Genomic DNA, 19,998 nt, shown 5'->3' with positions numbered 1-19,998 from the left:
TCTTCCCTTTTTCACAGTGAAAGGTAGGAATATATCATGAAAAAACGTTTCTTTAGCAGTGCTCTATTTTTTGTATCACTGCTGCTGGCATTGCAGCTTGTATTTCCATCGGTATATGCTTCAGCATTAACTACTGATAATACGGTGCTGCCGCCCAGTAATCTCTCCATTCAGCTCACAACACCAAGTGATGTAAAACTTACATGGAGTTCTGTTTATCAAGCTACTGGTTATAATGTTTATGGAATTCTTGACGGTCAGCTCAAATTACTTGGTACTACAGCATCAACATCTTATACCTTTAGTAACCTTCCAGAAGGCTCCTATAGCTACGTTGTTTCAACCTTAAGTACTGTTGGTGAATCTGGTCCCTGTGCTCCTGTTTCAGTTAATATTACTTACCCAATTATGGCAGGACCAACTAATTTAACTTACAAAATACAAAATGGAAACGATGTTGTTTTAAGTTGGACAACCTCTCAATATGCTCAAGCTTATAATGTCTATCAAATTGCAGGAGATGGTCAGCAAACCTTAGTTGCATCTACAAAAACCTCCACATATACCCTGACAAATACAGCTGAAGGAAACTACACCTATGGGGTTTCTTCTGTTAATTCACTTTATGGTGAATCTTCACTTTCAGGATATATACAGGTTCAAGTTACTTTCCCAATTATGACAGCTCCAAATAATTTTAACTACTCCATATCTAATGGTAATGACATAACCTTAAAATGGAATGCTGTAAGTTATGCAGCAAACTATAAAATATATCAAATTGTGGATGGCCGAAAGGTTCTTAAAAGTACAGCTGCAGGAACAAGTATATCCTACACTAATATACCTGCTGGTGATTATGTGTATGAGATTCACTCCTATAGTGATCGTTTTGGCGAATCACAAGATGGAAGTCAAGCTTTCTTCACTTTAGTTCTTCCAATAATGCAGACACCTGGTAATTTAACATATAGCATGGCTAATGGGAATGATATAACCTTAAAATGGGAAACTGTTCCTTATGCTACAGCATACAAAGTGTATCAGATTGCAAATGGTGAGGAAACCTTAATAAGTACATTGACTGGTACAACAGTCACTTACACCAATAAACCTGCTGGTGATTATGTTTACGAAGTTAGATCTTATAGTGATCGTTTTGGTGAATCACAAGATGGATGTCAAGCCTCCTTTACTTTGGTTCTTCCAATAATGCAGGCACCAAGCAATTTAATCTATAACATTACAAATGGAAATGATATTACCTTAAGCTGGGGAGCCTCCCCTTATGCAGCGAACTATAAAGTATATCAGATTATTAATGGCCAAAAGGTCTTAAAAAGTACCTTAACTGGTTCAACTATCACATATACTAATATGGCTGGTGGAGATTATAATTATGAGATTCACTCCTATTCTACCCGTTTTGGAGAATCTGAAGATGGCAGCAGCATAGCCTTTACTTTAGTACCTCCAGTTATGCAGCCACCTGCAAATGTAATACAAACCATTAAAAATGCAACAGATTTTACCTTAAGCTGGGATGTATCGCCCTATGCAACAAGCTATAAGATTTATCAGATAATTAATGGAGTAACAATTTTAAAAAGTACTGTAACTGGAACAACAGTTTCATTTACAAATATGCTGCCTGGTCAATATGATTATGAAATTCACTCATATTCTAGCCGCTTTGGAGAATCAGTAGATAGCAGCAATATAACTGTTAACTTAAACGGGCAAATTTTGCAGGCACCTACTAATTTAACTTATAGTATTTTAAATGGCAATGACATAAATTTAAAATGGACTGCTGCTCCCTATGCCACAAGTTATAAAATTTATCAAGTTATTAATGGACAACCTGTTTTAAAGCAAACAGTGACTACTACTTCAGTAACCTTCACAAATATGCCTCAAGGGGATTACGACTTTATTATTGACTCTGTATCTTCACTTTTAGGAGAATCTCCTATTGGAGCAGAAACTACTTTTTCATTAGTGCTTCCAACAATGGCTGCACCAAGTAATTTTGTATATAAGCTTCAAAATGTTAATGATGTTGTATTAACATGGTCACCTGTAACATATGCTGGCAGTTATAAAATCTATGAGTTAATTGATAATCAATTAGTTCTTAAGGCTACTGTAACCTCTACAATAACTACCTTAACTAACATAGCTGAAGGTGATCATACTTATGTTGTTACTTCAGTAAGCAGCAGATTTGGCGAATCAACAGATGGAAGTGAGTTATCACTTTCTGTTAGCTTCCCAATAATGCAAGCACCAGCTAATTTGACTTATACTATTGCTAATGGAAATGATATTACTTTAAAGTGGACCGCTTCTACCTATGCAGCATCTTATAACGTATATCAAATTATTGATGGTCAAAAGGTATTGAAACAAACTGTAACTGGTACTTCTGTAACCTTTGCTAATATGCCTCAAGGGGATTACAGTTATGAGGTTGATTCATTTAGTACGCGTTTTGGTGAATCTCCAATAGGAAGTCAAGTTAGCCTTACACTGATTTTCCCTACAATGCAGGCACCCGCTAACTTAACCTATACTATGGCAAATGGTAATGATATTACCTTAAAGTGGACCGCATCAAGTTATGCTGCATCTTATAAAGTGTACCAAATTATTAATGGACAAAAGGTATTAAAGCAAACTGTTACTGGTACTTCTGTAACCTTTACTAATATGCCTGAAGGGGATTACAGTTATGAGGTTGATTCCTATAGTACGCGTTTTGGTGAATCTCCAATAGGAAGTCAAATAAACCTAACATTAGTTTTTCCTACAATGCAGGCACCCACTAACTTAACAAATAGTATAGCAAATGGAAATGATATTACTTTAAAATGGACCGCTTCAAGCTATGCTACAGCTTATAATGTATATCAAATTATTGATGGACAAAAGGTATTAAAGCAAACTGTAACCGGAGTTTCTATAACCTTTACTAATATGCCTCAGGGTGATTACAGTTATGAAGTTGATTCATTTAGTACGCGTTTTGGTGAATCTCAAACCGACAGCACAATAAACTTTACATTAACTTGGCCAGTAATATCCTCACCAACTTTATCAGCAGCTGTTATAAATGTTAATAACATTACTTTTTCATGGCAAGCTGTTAGCTGGGCTAATGAATATCGTATTTATGAAGTAACAAATGGCACGCTGCAATTGATATATAAAGGAACAGCCTTAACTTATAAAGTTTATAATTTGTCAGAAGCAACTCATGTTTATCAGATTACTGCCTATAGTACTCGTTTCGGAGAATCAGCCTTATCTAATCCGCTGACTGAAACTATTATCTACCCTGTAATGCAGTCTCCAGAGGTAAACATTAATGTCCTAGACAAAACAAGTGTTCAGCTTACTTGGAACTTTATAACTTATGCTAATGGTTATAATATATATGAGATAATAAATGGCGTTCCTGTTTTACTTGTAAAAAACCTAAATAATTTATCCTATACCTTTACTAATCTTTCATATGAAAATCATCAATATTATGTTACTTCTTACAGTAATTCATTTGGTGAATCTGATCCATCTAGTATTGTTTTAGCAAAACTTATTGTTGATACTGTACCACCAGTTACAAGTATTAATGCACCAACTAATTGGATAAATCAAAATTCACTTAATATTACTTTAACAGCAGCTGATAATGAAACTGGCGTTTTTAAAACCTACTATTCAATTGATGGTTCTGGCTACATTGAAGGTAATTCTTTCATTATACAAGGTGAAGGAATTCATAAAATAACCTTCTACTCAGTTGATAATGCTGGGAACAAAGAGGCTTTAAATACTGCTTATGTAAAGATTGATAATGCTGCACCAGTCACTACTTCAAATTCACCTGCTGGCTGGTCAAAGGATAATGTAACTATAAACTTAATTGAAGCAGATTCACTAAGCGGCACTGCTAAAACTTTCTACTCAATTGATGGTTCTGACTACATTGAAGGTAATTCTTTCATTGTACAAGGTGAAGGAATTCACAAAATAACCTTCTATTCAGTTGATAATGCTGGCAATATAGAATCAATTAATACTACTTATGTAAAGATTGATAGGACTGTACCAACTATTACAATGAATCTATTTGATGAGTATAAACTTGGTTCAACTTTACTATTAAACTATATAGCAGATGATAATCTTTCTGGTGTGGTTAATGAAAAGGTACTTGTTTTTGAGCCAAATGAAACTATTGGTAAAGTTATCACTAATGGTTCAAGTATTCAATTTGATAAACCTGGTGTTTATACTATTATTATCACAGTAACTGACGCTGCTGGTAATAGCACTACAGTACAAAAACAATTTATTGTTTATATCCCGGCTAATATTGAAATAACACCTATTGTTGTTAAAGGAAATAATGGGGTATTTACTGTTCGTGTTGATCTTCCATCAGGATATAGTACCCAAGGATTTGACCTTAATACTGCAACACTAAATGGTGTAAATGCGCTTACAAGCAACAATGGATACTATAATCAGGCAAAGCTAGGTCAGTTCAAGTTTGAGCGTTCAGATTTCAATTTGACTGCACCTGATATGGTAGTTGAGTTTCGCTGCTACATTAATGGTTATTTAGTAGTTGGACAAACTACAGTTAAAGTACAAAAATAACTTTCTAGCAATCACATACCATAACAAAAGGAAGGCAAATGCCTTCCTTTTATTATGGTATATTTTTTAATTATTTTTAAAATGAATAAATTTTATGTAATATACCAGTCAGTGCACCTATAAAAGCTTCATTCTGCTCCATAGTTCCAATGGTAACTCTCATCCACCCCGGCATTCCAAGCAAGAAGCCTGGCCTTACTATTATTCCTCTTTTTAAAAGCTCATTAAAAACCAATTTATCATCTAATTTTGAACTAACCATAATGAAGTTAGCGTTGGTTTCAATGTATGGAAGGCCCAACTTCTTAAATTCAGAATATAAATAATCCCTTCCTATTATGTTCGTTTCATAAACATAATTTAAGTATTCACTATCATTAATTGCAGCTGTTGCAGCCCTTTGCGCAAATAAATTTACATCAAAAGGACCTACTACAGTATTGAAGTATTTTACTATTTCCTCATTGGCAATTCCATAGCCACATCTAAGTCCCGCTAGTCCATAAGCCTTTGAAAAGGTTCTTAATATTATCATATTAGTATACTTATCTAATAGCTGAAGAGTGTCTGGATAATCTTCGTCGGTTACATATTCAATATAGGCTTCATCCATAATTATGAATACGTTTTCAGGAATTCTATTAATAATTCTTTCCAAGTCTTGTTTCTTGAAAATAGTTCCTGTAGGATTGTTTGGATTGCATAGCCATATCAATTTAGTTTTTTCATTTATACAGTCTGCCATAGCGTCAACATCTAAGCCATGATTCTTCATGGGTACGATTATTGACCTTCCCCCCATAAGCTTTGTTGCTGCATCATAACGTGAAAAAGTGACTTCAGCCATTATGCTTTCATCACCAGGTCTTAATAAAGTATCACAAATAACTCTAATAAGCAGATCTGAACCTGCTCCACAGAAGATTTGAGATGTTTTTACCCCTAATTTTTTAGAAATAGCTGCTTTCAGTTCAAAATTTGAAGCGTCTGGATACAGACAAGTTTCATCAATAGTTTCCTGTAGTGCCTTTTTTACCTTAGGAGAACATCCAAGTGGGTTTTCATTTGATGCAAGTTTAATAACCTCCTCAAGACCCAGTTCTCTTTTAACCTCACTAATGGGCTTTCCAGCAACATACATCTCCATGCTAAATACTTCTTCCCTTATACCATACCCCATTAAAAATACCCCCATAATTAGATTTATAATTAAAAATTAATAATTAAATTAATAGATTGAAATCCCAAAGAGGACTTTCTATAGGCTTTATGAAAGTCTATTGGATCTCCATAATTGTTAATTATTAATTGTAATTACCTTAAATTATGTGCTACCCTAGTTGCTATTTTTCTTCCCCAATAATCCTCACTTCTGGATGAAGTTCCACGTTGTATCTTCCTTTAACTACTTCTTGAACGTATTCGATTAGTGATAGAATGTCCTTTGCGGTTGCGCCGCCTTTATTAATAATAAAGCCTGCATGCTTTTGTGATACCTCAGCTCCCCCGATACTGTGGCCCTTTAAAGCACACTCTTCAATAAGCTGTCCTGTAAAATATCCGACCGGTCTTTTAAAGGTACTGCCTGCTGAAGGATACTCTAGGGGCTGCTTATCTTCTCTTCTTCTAGTTAATTCATCTATTCTATTTTTAATTTTCTCATGCTCGCCTTTTTTTAATTTGAAGCTAACTTCAAGAACAGTATAGCCATGCTTTTGAACAGCACTTGTTCTATAACCTAGATCAAGCCGCTCCCTATCTAAATTTATCAGGTTGCCTTCTTTATCAACTACAAGAGCGCTGTATATTACTTGACTTACTTCTCCATTATAGGCTCCTGCATTCATTGTAACTGCTCCACCTACTGTGCCAGGAATACCACAGGCAAATTCGAAGCCTGTGAGATCATTATTAAGTGCAGCGTCAGAAACCTTGCATAGGTCTGCACCGCCTTGAACAATTACCATTTCCTCCTGAACCATTATGGTGTCAAGTTTTGTAAGTTTAATAATTACACCTCTATATCCGCCATCTCTTACTACAAGGTTAGAGCCTCTTCCTATTATATAAAAGGGTACCCTATTTTCATTGCATAACTTTATAATATTAACAACTTCCTCGTAAGTTTTGGGTCTTACTAATATATCAGCAGGGCCCCCAACCTTAAAAGAAGTATGGTTTTTCATTGACTCATTTATTGCTATATCGTCTTCTTTCAAAAGCTTTGAAAGTTTACTGCTTAAATCCTCATATTGGTTCATCTTAAATCTCCTTAACATTACTAAGATACACATTCTAGTATAATTTTTCTAGCTGTATTAATCAAGTTCTAGTTTTTTATATTTTCTAATACTTCAATTTTCTTACATATTATTTATCTTTATCAGCGTTTTTAAAATAATCAAATATACTTTGTGCAGCTCTTTTGTCAATTGAAGGTGTTTCAAACAATTCTTCTACTTTTGCATTCTTTATGTTTTCAATGCTGCCAAACTTTTTAAGAAGCTCCTTTCTTCTCTTTTCTCCTACTCCCGGAATATCTTCCAAAACTGAGTGAAGGACTCTCTTATCTCTAAGGCTTCTATGATAAGTAATTGCAAATCTGTGAACCTCATCCTGTATTCTCGTTATAAGCTGCATAACATTTGAACTTGGTCTAATAAGCACTTCATTATTATTATATATTAAACCTCTGGTATTGTGCTTATCATCCTTAACCATGCCGCATACCGGTATATCAATATTTAGGCTGCCTAAAACTTCAAGGGCAATATTTACCTGTCCCTTTCCTCCATCCATCAGTATTAAATCTGGAAAAACACAAAACTTGCCTGCACTTAGCTCTAAGTTTCTTTCCTTTATTTTCTCTATTTCCTCTAAACCGTGTTTAAAACGCCTTGTTAATATTTCCCTCATGCTGTCATAATCATTTGCACCTATAACAGACTTTATTTTAAATCTTCTATAATCACTATTTTTAGCCTTCCCGCCTTCAAAAACTATCATGCTTCCTACAGAGTCTACTCCTTGTATATTTGATATATCATAAGCCTCAATTCTATTAGGAAGCTCTTCTAAATCTATAATAGAAGCTAATTCTTTAAGAGCGGTTTTATGAATTTCCTTATCCTGAAGCAGTTTAAGCTTAAACTGTTCTAAGGTTAGTTTAGCATTTTTTGTAACCATTTCAAGTAAATCTTTTTTGTCACCTCTTTGAGGAACCTTAATTGAGACTTTTGAGCCTCTTTTCATGGTAAGCCACTCTTCTAAGAGCTCGTTATCCTCTATACTTGGAACAAATATATTCTTAGGTACAAAGGCAGTACCACCATAAAACTCCTTAACAAAATCAGATATTATTTCTCCATTTAAAATGCCTGCTGTATTTTCAAGCATGTAATTTTCTTTACCTAAAATTTTACCATCCCTTAAGAAAAATATCATAGCACAGGTGTCTTTTTCATCGCTGTATATACTTATAAAGTCTTCATCCTCAAAGTTTCCTGTAATAATCTTCTGCTTTTCTACTATTTTTCCTACCGCAGCTATTTTGTCTCTAAAGGAGGCTGCTTTTTCAAATTCTAAGCTTTCAGCTGCTGCTTCCATTTGAGCCTTTAGTTCTCTTAAAACATGCTTATCTTTTCCTGAAAGCAGGTCAATAATATCTTGTACAAGCTTACCATAGTCCACTTTTGAGACTAAGCCTGCACAGGGAGCGTTACATAAGCCAATATGATAATTAAGACAAGGTCTTATGTTAGTTTCTCCTTCTTTAATCACCATTTTACAAGTTCTTATTGGAAATACCTTCTTAATTAAATCAAGTGTTTCGTAGACTGCAGAAACATCAGTGTAGGGTCCGAAATATTTAGCCCCATCCTTAGCTAATATTCTTGTCATAAATACCCTCGGATAATCCTCATTTGTAGTAATTTTTATAAAAGGATAGTGTTTATCGTCTTTTAATAAAATATTATACTTTGGTCTGTACTTTTTTATAAGATTGCACTCTAAAATAAGTGCTTCCATTTCAGAATCTGTAACTATATTTTCAAATTCAGCTATGTTTTTTACCATAGCCTTAACTTTTTCAGAATGATTCTTTGAACTTTGAAAATATTGTCTTACTCTATTTTTAAGAACTTTAGCCTTGCCGACATAAATTACTTCTCCTAAAGAGTTTTTCATTAAATACACTCCGGGCTTATCTGGCAATATTTTTAGTTGATATTCGAAATCAAACATGGTTTACCTCCAAGGAAATCATTTGTAATATAATCTATTGAGCTATGTAATTGCCGGAATTTTATAAATCACATAAAGAAGTCCAATAACTACAAGAACCAGTTCAATAAATGTTCCAAGTTTTGAGCCTACTTTATAGGTCAGCGGCAGCTTAATTTTCTTATTTTTAAAGGGATAAAAAAGAGGTACTCCTCTGTTTGTTGCCATGTCCCCTAAAAGATGTGTGCTGTACCCTATAATAAAATAAGAGGTTAGATGCTTTAAATTATATTTATTTCCAATATATCCTGCTATAAATGTAAAAGTAATCATTCCTAAAAGACTGTGGGTAAGTCCTTCCCTATGAGAGGAAAGTCCAATTGCAATAAGAGCTGCCCCTAGAGCCTTGTAGGCGGGTTCATTTGTATATAAATAATCAAACCACAGCACTATTATACCACTACAAAAGTATAAAGTAACTTTTGTGTTCTTGTTTTTAAAGGGCAATATATATTTATTTACAATGCTCTTAGGATGATCTATATCTGGCAGCAGGGAGGCAGCCAAAACAACTGCCATTCCCAAATAGCTGAAGCCGCCAGGTAATCTGTTACATAGAGCAATATAAGCTGTTACTCCAATTCCAGCATGTGTTTTCCCTGTCATAATTTCTCCTAAATCAATAGGAACGGTTCCTTTTGATTTCTACATATAATATACGAATAAAGATTTATTTTTTATAGTGTAAAAAATAAAAAGCTTAGTACCTCTTAAACAGCATAGATACTAAGCTTTATTATAACATAGAAACATATGTTCACAAAGGGAATCCATTATTTTTCAGGAAATACTTTAATAAGTCCCTTTATTAAAAGAAATATTATAAGTAATACTACAAATATTCCACCCATTCCTGATAATAAAATATTTATTGACTCTTTAAAATTTGAAGCAATTACACTATCCATATAAGCCACCTGCCTTATCATTCTTAAAATTTAACTAGGTTTAGTATTAAGCCGCCTGCTATAACAGAAGCAATTTGTCCTGCTACGTTGGCTCCAACAGCATGCATTAATATAAAATTTTGATTATCTTCCTTTTGAGCCATCTTTTGAATTACTCTAGCTGACATTGGAAAGGCAGATATTCCTGCAGCACCTACCATAGGATTTATCTTTTTCTTTAAGAAAAGATTTAAAAATTTTGCAAATAATACTCCGCCAATGGTATCAAAAATAAAGGCTACAAGTCCAAGTCCAATAACAAGAGCAGTTTTTAAGGTTACAAATTGTTCTGCCTTCATGGAAGATGCAATTGTTATTCCAAGTAATAGAGTTATTATATTTACTAGTTCATTTTGAGCAGATTTTGATAACTTTTCTAAGACTCCGCATTCTCTAATAAGGTTACCGAACATTAAGAATCCTACTAAGGAAACGGAAGTCGGTGCTATAAGGCCAGCTATTATTGTAACTAGTATAGGGAATAATATTCTTGTCTTTTTAGATATACTTTCTGCCTTGTAAGGCATTCTGATTTTTCTCTCTTTTTTAGTTGTAACTAATTTAATAGCAAAGGGCTGTATTACTGGTACAAGTGACATATAAGAATATGCTGCTACGGTAATAGGTGCTATAAGGTTGCTCTTAAAAAAGTTTGCAACAAATATTGAAGTAGGGCCATCTGCCGCACCTATAATTCCTATGGATGCTGCATCCTTTAAATTAAAACCTAAAAGCACTGCTGCACAAATGGTGAAAAATATTCCGAACTGTGCTGCTGCTCCGAATAGAAGCATAAACGGGTTTGATAAAAGAGGTCCAAAGTCTATCATTGCTCCTATTCCTATAAATAAAAGCAGTGGGAACATTTCTGTAGCTATTCCGCCGTTAAATAAAACATCTAAAATCCCTTCTATTTTAGTGCCATTTAATACTTGAGTTACTGCTCCAGACATAGGTATATTTACAAGTATTGCTCCAAACCCAATTGGCAGCAATAAGGCCGGTTCAAAGTCTTTTTCGATTGCCAGATAAATAAGTATGCCCCCAATCACCCACATAACGACCTGTTTAATGGTGATTGCAGCTATACCCTGAAGTAAAAATTCCATTTATATTTCCTCCCTGTTATTTTGCTATTTGTACAATAGATATTTAACTTTAATATTACCTTGTTTATATGCTTATCCTATTTGTACAAGCATTTCTCCAGGATTAACAGATTGTCCATTTGACACTCCAATTGAAATTACTCTTCCATCAACAGGCGATACTATTTCATTTTCCATCTTCATAGCCTCTAATATTAATAATGGTTGATTTTTCTTTACAATATCTCCAACCTTTACTTTTATAGAAATAATGCTGCCTGGCATAGGTGCTTCTATAGTTGTTCCTGCAGAAGCTGATTTCTCAGTTGAAGCTGCACCATTTTTAGAGTCTGATGGGTTTATTTCATTATCTGCAAGTGAAGCAGCAGTTTCTCCAGTTACTTCTTCTATTTCTACTTCATATACCTTTTCATTTAACTTTATTATATATTTCTTCATATATAGGGCTCCTTCCATATTATTAATCTTTATTTAACTCTTCTGATTTTTGAAATGTGAAAATGTGAATCAGGCTTATCCTTACCAGCCATTATTGAAGCTGCAAGAGCCACGACTATCTTTTCTTCCTCATCTATTTCAAGCTCAGCAGCGTAATTTGAGTTATTTTCCTCAAAGCTATCATTTTCTTCTTCTTTACCAAATATTCCTTTAAAAAAGCTGCCTATTCCCACTCTAATCACTCCCTTAGTTTACATTGTTACATATATATAATGAGGCTTATCCTCATCACTGCTTTCACTGTCATTAGCTGCACCCTTAAGCCTATCTTCGAAGAATTTCTTTGCTACCTGCGGAAATAAAATATAGGATAGTAAATCTTCCATTGAGTTTGCAAGGCTTCCTATTTCTTCTCTATATTTTTCAATCTCTGGCTTAAGCAAATCTGCAGGTCTTACTGTTATAACCTCTTCATCACCAATAATTATCTTTTTAATATCATCTTTTATTGGTGCGGGTGATTTTCCATAAAGGCCCTTAACATATTCTTTTATTTCCTTAGGAACCATTTTATATCTTTCACCTGCTAGAACATTAAAAACAGCTTGGGTACCAACCATTTGGCTAAGGGGGGTAACTAATGGGGGAAAGCCTAAATCTTCCCTTACCTTAGGAATTTCTCTAAGGACTTCTTCGAATTTATCTTCTGCCTTCTGGGACTTAAGCTGTGACAAAAGATTTGAAAGCATTCCGCCAGGTACCTTATAGGTTATAGTTTTAGGCTCAACATCCATGACCTTGGGATTTAATATTCCTGCTTCCCTGTATTTTTCTTTTATTGGTTTAAAGTAATCTGCTATTTCTCCTAGTAAATTTATGTCTAATTTTGAATCCCTTTCCCCCTCTTTAAGTGTTAATACCATGGATTCTGTAGCTGGCTGTGAAGTACCTTCTCCAAAGGGTGAAATTGCAGTATCTATTATATCTATACCTGCTTCTACAGCTTTTAAATATGTCATTGAGGCTATTCCGCTAGTACTATGAGTGTGTAAATCTAAGGGAACACCTATATTCTCCTTTAGCTTTTTCACAAGCTCATAAGCTGAGTTAGGGGTCAATATACCCGCCATATCCTTTATACAAATAGAATCTGCTCCTAAGGCCTCCATCTTCTTTGATAATTCAACGTAATAGTCTAAGGTATGAATGGCGCTTGTAGTATAGCTTATTGCACACTGGCAGTGAGCACCTGCTTCTTTTATAGCCTTAATGGAAGTCTCAAGGTTTCTCACATCATTTAGTGCATCAAAAACTCTTATAATATCTATTCCATTTTCCACCGACTTTTTGATAAAGGCTTCTACCACATCATCAGGATAATGCTTGTAACCTAAAAGATTCTGTCCTCTTAAAAGCATTTGAAGCTTTGTATTTTTAACTCTCTTTCGAATTTTTCTTAATCTTTCCCAAGGATCTTCATTAAGAAAGCGAAGACAGGCATCAAAGGTCGCTCCTCCCCAGACCTCCAGTGAATAATAACCTACGTTGTCCATCTTTTCTAGAATTGGTAGTATTTCTTCTGTTTTAAGTCTTGTAGCAATTAATGATTGATGTCCATCTCTAAGTGCTGTTTCAGTTATTTTAACTGGATTCATTTTAATTCACCTTCCTAGTATTCCACTCTAATGGGCAGTCTCTACTAGCTTAGCTTAGTATGCCCATTTCAATTTAAGTAAATCTATTTACTTTATAATTTTGTGCTTTTAAAATAATCTATTGCTATTTCTTCTATTTTTTCTATTAGCTCACTAACCTCATGTCTTCTGGATCTGCCGCATTCAAAGGCATTACTTTCACATATAAGGCATTTTCTTGGCTGAAGGCCTAAGTCTCTCCTTGAAACTTGATTACCCGCTGCATCTAAAATGTCAAAATCGTACAGCCTTCCAAGGGGATGGGTTTCTTCAATATCAGCAGTTATTTTTTTAATCAATTTATCATTTTCATAAAATACTGCAAAATACTCTGGTCCGCTGTTTTTATATAAGATTTTTTCATGTACATTATCAATTAAAAGTTCCCCTAATTTTTGTTTAAAGGCACTTAACCCTTCATCAAAAATTTCTTTAACAAGTGGGTTATACTTTATGGCTCCAGGTATATTTAGTTTATAAGAAACAATAGTGCTTCCATATTTATTTATTAAATATTGCTGATAATCAGCTCTCATATCTCTTGCTTCCAATATATCTTCAAGGCTTTGCTTTTCACCGCTAAAGTACTGGCTCACTTAAAATCACTCCTTAATACTATGTGACAGAAGAAAAGTCACCATGCCACACCTCTGCCACACTCTATTTTACCTTTCTAACTACATCAATAACGCTTCCATCTCTATATTCTATTATACCAACAACTTCATCTTCGTACTCAATTTTATCCGGAACACCAACTATGCTGTAAGCCTTATCCTTTAATTCCTCTATACTCTTTACACTAAGATTAGCTTCCTTAAATATTTTAAGCAAATCAGTTCTCCTTGGATTTACAGCAATACCTACTTCTGTTACAACAACATCAATGCTTTCACCTGGTGTAATTACAGTGTTTACATCTTCAACGATACATGGTATTCTGCCGCGAATTAATGGAGTAACTATAACAGTAAGCTTTGCGCAGGCAGCTGTATCAGAGTGTCCACCAGAAGCTCCTCTTAAAACTCCATCAGAACCAGTCATAACATTTACATTGAATTTTGTATCTATTTCAAGTGCTGATAAAACAACTACATCAAGCTTATTGGCTATACATCCCTTGTTATGAGGATTTGCATAAAAGGAAGCATCTATTTCATGCTGCATTGGATTATTTCCTATAGAATTTACTGAAACCAAATCGAAGTCTTGTACATCATAAATATGTTTAATTAATCCTTCTTCAAGCATTTCTATCATAGGCTTTGTTATTCCGCCTAAAGCAAAACTAGCTTTTATATCTCTTTTAAGCATTTCCTCTCTTAAGAATCTAGTTACTGCAAGTGCTGAACCACCTGAACCTGTTTGAAAGGAGTAGCCATCTTTGAAATAAGGCGAAGCAGTTATTGCTCTGCTTGCATTCTCAGCTATTAAAAGCTCCTTTGGATTCTTAGTATACCTTGTAGCACCAGAAGCTATACCTGCAGGATCTCCAATTGAATCTATTTTTACAACATAATCAACATTGGTTTGGTCAATACTTGCAGGCATGTTTGGAAACTCTACTAGGGAATCTGTAAGTATAACAACCTTTTCTGCATATTTTGCATCCACCATAGCATAACCTAAGGAGCCGCAGTTTGCCTTTCCTCTAGTACCACTGGCGTTTCCATACTCATCGGAGGCTGGAGCACCTAAAAATGCTACATCTATTTTAATATCCCCGCACTCAACTGCTCTTGCTCTTCCACCATGAGATCTTACAATTACAGGCTCTTTTAATATTCCACTGGAAATAGCCTCTGCCAATGCTCCTCTTAACCCGCTTGTAGTTATTTTGGATATTACTCCATTTTTTATATGTTCTATAAGGGGCTTATGAACACTTCCAAGTGAACTGGTTGCTAGTGTTAAATCCTTTATTCCAAACTTTGCAATTACCCCTAACACATTATTTAATATATAGTCTCCTTCTCTAAAGTGATGATGAAAGGAGATTGTCATACCATCCTTTAAACCTGTTTTTAATAAAGCTTCTTCAATACTCTTTAATAATTTATTTTCACCAGGCTTAACTGGCTTTATCATAGGAGTTGTTTTTACAATTTCGTCACTACAGGCAAATTGACCTTTAAAAGGTTTTCTCTCCTCTAATATTTCATCTGGAATCTCTCTTCCAATAATATTTTTCATATTTTTTAACCTCCTTTATGCATTCACATTTAGGCCTGATGCAGCAGCTAATTGAAGTATTCTTTCAGCTCTTTCCACTATAGGCTTGTCTACCATCTTTCCATTTACCGAAATAACTCCAAGGCCCTTTTCTTCTGCTTCTTTAGCAGCTCTTACTATTGAAATTGACTTATTAATTTCTTTTTCTGATGGTGTATAAATCTCATGTACTGGCTTGATCTGTCTTGGGTTAATAACAGACTTACCATCAAATCCAAGCTGTTTAATAAGTTCTACTTCTCTTCTAAAGCCTTCCTCATTATCAACCTCAGTATAAACTGTATCCAAGGCATAGATGCCTGCAGCTCTTGCAGCAATAATAATCTGGCTTCTAGCTCCTAAAAGCTCCATGCCGTCAGGATACCTCTTTGTCTTAAGATTTGTTACATAGTCCTCTGCTCCCAGAGCTACTGCTATTAGCCTTTTACTTGCAGTGGCAATTTCAAAGGCATTTATTACTCCAATTGGGCTTTCAATTGCCGCCATCATCTTTGTACTTCCAACTTCTCTTCCACACTTTCTTTCTACTTCTTCTATAACAGCTTCAACTGCATGTATGTCTTCCTTTCTTTCAGTTTTAGGAAGTCTTATAACATGTACTCCAGCTCTAACAACAGCCTCTATGTCCTCTCTTCCAAAGGGAGAATCCAGTCCATTTATTCTTACAACTAATTCTGTATTTCCATAATCTATAGTTTTTAATGCATTATATATTAAAAATCTAGCGGAATCCTTTTCAGTTAAGGCAACTGCATCCTCTAAATCAAACATGAGAGAGTCTGCACCATAAATGTAAGCGTCCCTAACCATGCTTGGATTACTTGCTGGAAGGAACATCATTGTTCTTCTTAATCTCTCCATAACTATACGACCTCCCAATCAAATTTCTCTTTTATACCTGCTGCTCTATAGGCTGCACATTGTACTCTTGCCTTAATTGTACAATCTAAAGCCCCTTTATCTGCAGCTATTATTCTAGCATTCTCTACTTTTAGATTTTCTAAGGTTTCAGTTATTACCTTTCTTATTTGTCTCCCATACTGTCTTTCTACACTACTGTTAAGTTCAATTTGTATTCCAGCTTCTTCTGTAGGTTCTATAATTATTTGGATGTCACTAGATTCTAAAGTTCCAGCTATTGAGTTTTTCATTAGCTTCATGATTTCCCTCCTGTATTCCTTTGAAGCACAAAACAATTATTAATTATTTTGCCTCCTGCTTTTTTTATTGTACTAAGCAATTATTAATTCAATACGCTAAATTCATTACCGGCCAGTATTTAAGTTAATTATAAAATAAACATAGTTCCCACTAAAGTTTTTTTGATGTTCTTTAGTGTATTTTTTGTGTTTTTTTACTTATAAAAAGAAGAATAACCATGAAGGGTTATTCTTCTTTTTATAAGTTATATGCTTTATTAATTAGCCTTCTAACTAATCTTTAATCTCCGAGGTTACTATAATTAGTGAGTATTCCAGGTGCTTTTTTATAATAAACTCTATGCCTTCCTTATCTTTTTCTATTATGGCCTTTAAAATTTCTCTATGCTCCTTAATGCCTTCTTCTCTTCTTTCATTTTCCGAAATGGAAATATTCCTAAACCTTTGAAGATATTCGTTTAACCTGCTGATCATACTTTCTAGTCTTTTCATTCTGCTAGCTCTGTAGATTCTAGTATTGAATTCACCAAATAATTTAATTACCTCTTCGACTTTACCTGCTCTGTTTTGTTCTTCAGTTAAATCAAGGAGTTCTTCTATTTCATTAATCTCTTCTAAAGTTATATTATCCATAGCATTTATAGCAGCTAGTACTTCTAAGCTGTGTCTTATTTTATATATCTCTATAACGTCTTCAGTAGAAACCTTTTTCACCACAACACCTTTTCTTGGTAGATATTCTACTAATTCCTCCATTTCAAGTCTTCTTAATGCTTCTCTAATTGGAGTTCTGCTTATATTTAATCTTTCAGCATATTCTTTTTCTATAATTCTTTCACCAACTGGAATAATGCCACTTATTATGGTTTTTCTTAAGCTTTCATAAACAACATCACTTATAGGTTTATTCTGACTGAAATCCGTGCTTTCAACTAGTTTATCTATATAATCCATTATGAAAACTACCTCTCTTTATAAACAGTATATATTATATATAGATTTTAGCATAAATTTAAATGTGATATGCAACTTTTCTATGCTAATTCTAACTTTTATTCAAAAGCAGAAAAATAATAGAAAAGATTTTCTAAGAAATCTTTTCTATTAAACTTGAAAGCTTGGCCAATTCTATAGGTTTTAAAATATAAGCATCGGCAGCCTCATTATTATTTATTTCCTTTTCGTTTCCGTCAATATATCCAGTCATGATAATTACTAACGCATCACTTCTAAGTTCCTTCACCTTTGCTGCCAGCTCATTTCCATTCATGTTAGGCATTAAATAGTCAGTTATAAGCAAATCAAATCTGTTAATATCTGCTTGAAATAGCTTTAGTGCCTTTAAGCTGTCTGTTTCCGAAACCACATTATAACCTAGATGCTCAAGGCCTTTCTTCAGCACTTTAGTAACCTTTGCATTATCATCAACCACTAGTATTTTTTTGTTTTTATTCTGAGTACTTTCAATAGTTTCAGCGCCTTCTATTATTACTTCTTCCTCCACCAGCGGTAAATAAACCTTAAAAGTACTACCAACCCCCACTTCACTATCAACAGTTATGATACCTTTATATTTATCTATTATGTTATGAACTACAAAAAGTCCAAGGCCTGTTCCTTCACCCATGGCTTTTGTGGTGAAGAAAGGGTCAAATATTCTTTCCATAGTTTCTTCATTCATACCACAGCCATTGTCTTCAACAGTAAGTTCAATGTAATTATTCTGCCTATGCAGGGCTTTATTTATTTCCTGTGCTTTTGTACCATTAATATTGGTTAAAGTTATTTTTATCAAGCCCTCTTTGCCTTTAATAGCTTGAAAAGCATTAGTACACAAATTAAATATAACCTGGTGTATTTGTGTAAAATTAGCCTTCACGTATCCTGCTTCCTTATTAAAATCTAACTGAAGTTTTATATTCTTAGGTAAAATTGCTTTCAATAACTTTATTGTTTCTTTTGTCACTTCATTTACATTAATAAGTTCCAGCTTAGTTATTTCTTTATCACTTCTGCTGAAAACTAAAATCTGTTCAATTAAATCCTTGCCTTTTTTTGAAGCCTTATATATCTCGTTAACATCATCATAGTATTCACTTTTTTGAGACAAACTCATAAGCATTAGCTCTGAATAACCAAGAATAGGGGTTAATAAATTGTTTATATCATGAGCTATTCCGCCTGCAAGAGTTCCTATCATTTTTAATTTCTCGGAATGAAAAAGTTCTGATTCCTTTTTCCTAAGCTGCTCAGAAGTTTCATTTAACTTTTTTAAATACTTTGTTTCTTTTTCAAGCTCTTCTTTGTTCCTTTTCATTCTAATTAATGCTGTAACAAACACATAGATTATAATTGCAATTAAACCATCTATAGCAATAATTTTAACTAAAAACTTGTTTATAGGACCTTGAATCTCGTCATAGGACATAGTTAATGCAACCACCCAAAAGTGATCTCCTAGCTCTACAGGTGTGTAGGCATTAAGCTTCTTTACCTTAGTCAGTTCCTTATTACCTGCATCTGCCCACCAGTATGAATGATAAATTGCGGTTCCTTCCTTGCCTGTAAGTTGGTCTTTAATTAAATTTTCCAGTTCAGTATAATCCAGGCCAGGAAAAACCTGCTTTCTTGATTCAATAACATCCATTCCTACCTGCTCTTTTACTTGATGCATAATTATGATGCCCTCTTGATCCTTTACCATGGCATAGCCTTTTTCTCCTATTTTAACAGGCGCAATTAATTTATCATATAAAACATCTAGATTTACTGCTGCCGAGATTATTCCCCTGAAAGTTTCTCCATCATAGATTGGTTGATATATATTTATAATAAAAATATTTCTGCCTTTATCCATATAGGCATTTCCTATATAGGTGCTTTTTTTATTAATTGCCGTTTTTAAATCCTCATTTATTGTAACGTCATTATTTTTAAGACCTTGAGGATATTCTGCTATAGCCTTTCCTTCTTTATCAAAGATCCTTACGGTATCAATAGCCTCTCCCTGTGCAAGATAATAAGACTTTAATTCCTCCATAGAAGCATTAATCCTTTGAGTCTTGTCAACACCAGTAAAAGTCTTAACAAATTTATTATCTAAAGTGATTATTTTCATACTATCAGCAACTTCGTTTATAAAAAGCTCTATACTCCGAGAAATGGACCTGGAGGTACCAAGCATACTTTGCTGCTGCTGAACTACAATTGTATTTTTGTATTGATCATAGGTAATATAGGTAAGCAGGCATAAAATTGCCACTAATGCAATACCTATACAAATTCTAGCCTTTACAAATCGAAAATTCACACTATCCATGAACTTCTTTAACAATGATTTTGCCACCTCTGCACACCCCATAAATTATATTCTTCTATGAAAACAACTTAATAATAATTATAATATATCTTAGGCTTCACATAAAGCTTTTAATGTTATATTGAAATTTAGTATTTTAGTTATTGA

At 34.0% G+C, this 19,998-nt stretch carries 16 protein-coding genes; 1 reads left to right on the top strand and 15 read right to left on the bottom strand.

Features of this window, described 5'->3' with window-relative positions; all coding sequences use genetic code 11:
* Window positions 1-36: 36 nt before the first annotated feature.
* Window positions 37-4,668 (top strand): OmpL47-type beta-barrel domain-containing protein, encoded by a 4,632-nt coding sequence (locus ACJDUG_RS09815; protein ID WP_406769718.1) that lies wholly within the window; start codon window positions 37-39, stop codon window positions 4,666-4,668.
* Between the two features lie 76 nt (window positions 4,669-4,744).
* Here the strand turns inward: ACJDUG_RS09815 and hisC are convergent, their stop codons facing one another.
* The 15 genes from hisC to ACJDUG_RS09740 form a co-directional block, all read right to left on the bottom strand.
* Window positions 4,745-5,848 carry a histidinol-phosphate transaminase gene (gene hisC, locus ACJDUG_RS09810; protein ID WP_406769717.1) on the bottom strand — a complete coding sequence of 368 codons (1,104 nt, stop codon included), beginning with the start codon at window positions 5,846-5,848 and terminating at the stop codon, window positions 4,745-4,747.
* 163 nt (window positions 5,849-6,011) lie between these two features.
* Window positions 6,012-6,929 (bottom strand): UDP-N-acetylmuramate dehydrogenase, encoded by a 918-nt coding sequence (murB, locus tag ACJDUG_RS09805; RefSeq protein WP_406769716.1) that lies wholly within the window; start codon window positions 6,927-6,929, stop codon window positions 6,012-6,014.
* Between the two features lie 109 nt (window positions 6,930-7,038).
* Window positions 7,039-8,913 carry an excinuclease ABC subunit UvrC gene (gene uvrC, locus ACJDUG_RS09800; RefSeq protein WP_406769715.1) on the bottom strand — a complete coding sequence of 625 codons (1,875 nt, stop codon included), beginning with the start codon at window positions 8,911-8,913 and terminating at the stop codon, window positions 7,039-7,041.
* 42 nt (window positions 8,914-8,955) lie between these two features.
* Window positions 8,956-9,558, bottom strand: coding sequence for a metal-dependent hydrolase (locus ACJDUG_RS09795; protein ID WP_406769714.1), 603 nt, complete (start codon window positions 9,556-9,558; stop codon window positions 8,956-8,958).
* 167 nt (window positions 9,559-9,725) lie between these two features.
* A complete protein-coding gene (locus ACJDUG_RS09790) occupies window positions 9,726-9,860 on the bottom strand; it encodes an OadG-related small transporter subunit (RefSeq protein ID WP_406769713.1) in 135 nt (44 codons plus the stop codon).
* Window positions 9,861-9,883: 23 nt separating this feature from the next.
* On the bottom strand, window positions 9,884-11,008 hold the full coding sequence (locus tag ACJDUG_RS09785; RefSeq protein ID WP_406769712.1) for a sodium ion-translocating decarboxylase subunit beta: 1,125 nt from the start codon (window positions 11,006-11,008) through the stop codon (window positions 9,884-9,886).
* 72 nt (window positions 11,009-11,080) lie between these two features.
* Window positions 11,081-11,446 carry a biotin/lipoyl-containing protein gene (locus ACJDUG_RS09780; protein ID WP_406769711.1) on the bottom strand — a complete coding sequence of 122 codons (366 nt, stop codon included), beginning with the start codon at window positions 11,444-11,446 and terminating at the stop codon, window positions 11,081-11,083.
* Between the two features lie 29 nt (window positions 11,447-11,475).
* A complete protein-coding gene (locus ACJDUG_RS09775) occupies window positions 11,476-11,679 on the bottom strand; it encodes a hypothetical protein (protein WP_406769710.1) in 204 nt (67 codons plus the stop codon).
* An 18-nt stretch (window positions 11,680-11,697) separates the two neighbouring features.
* Window positions 11,698-13,101 carry an oxaloacetate decarboxylase subunit alpha gene (locus ACJDUG_RS09770; RefSeq protein ID WP_406769709.1) on the bottom strand — a complete coding sequence of 468 codons (1,404 nt, stop codon included), beginning with the start codon at window positions 13,099-13,101 and terminating at the stop codon, window positions 11,698-11,700.
* Between the two features lie 92 nt (window positions 13,102-13,193).
* Window positions 13,194-13,736, bottom strand: a complete 543-nt coding sequence (gene citX / locus ACJDUG_RS09765; RefSeq protein WP_406769708.1) for a citrate lyase holo-[acyl-carrier protein] synthase — start codon at window positions 13,734-13,736, stop codon at window positions 13,194-13,196.
* Between the two features lie 64 nt (window positions 13,737-13,800).
* Window positions 13,801-15,333: a citrate lyase subunit alpha gene (citF, locus tag ACJDUG_RS09760; RefSeq protein WP_406769707.1), complete on the bottom strand. Its 1,533-nt coding sequence runs from the start codon at window positions 15,331-15,333 to the stop codon at window positions 13,801-13,803.
* Between the two features lie 15 nt (window positions 15,334-15,348).
* Window positions 15,349-16,233: a citrate (pro-3S)-lyase subunit beta gene (gene citE, locus ACJDUG_RS09755; protein ID WP_406769706.1), complete on the bottom strand. Its 885-nt coding sequence runs from the start codon at window positions 16,231-16,233 to the stop codon at window positions 15,349-15,351.
* A 2-nt stretch (window positions 16,234-16,235) separates the two neighbouring features.
* Window positions 16,236-16,532, bottom strand: a complete 297-nt coding sequence (gene citD / locus ACJDUG_RS09750) for a citrate lyase acyl carrier protein (RefSeq protein WP_406769705.1) — start codon at window positions 16,530-16,532, stop codon at window positions 16,236-16,238.
* Window positions 16,533-16,805: 273 nt separating this feature from the next.
* Window positions 16,806-17,486 (bottom strand): GntR family transcriptional regulator, encoded by a 681-nt coding sequence (locus tag ACJDUG_RS09745; protein ID WP_406769704.1) that lies wholly within the window; start codon window positions 17,484-17,486, stop codon window positions 16,806-16,808.
* Between the two features lie 133 nt (window positions 17,487-17,619).
* Window positions 17,620-19,878, bottom strand: coding sequence for a cache domain-containing protein (locus tag ACJDUG_RS09740; protein WP_406769703.1), 2,259 nt, complete (start codon window positions 19,876-19,878; stop codon window positions 17,620-17,622).
* Window positions 19,879-19,998 lie beyond the last annotated feature (120 nt).

It is taken from the genome of Candidatus Clostridium stratigraminis, assembly GCF_045310675.1.
GTDB classification, from domain to species: domain Bacteria; phylum Bacillota; class Clostridia; order Clostridiales; family Clostridiaceae; genus Clostridium_AT; species Clostridium_AT stratigraminis.
The sequence above is the reverse complement of the archived record's forward strand: the minus strand, read 5'-3'. Positions and strand labels throughout refer to the sequence as shown.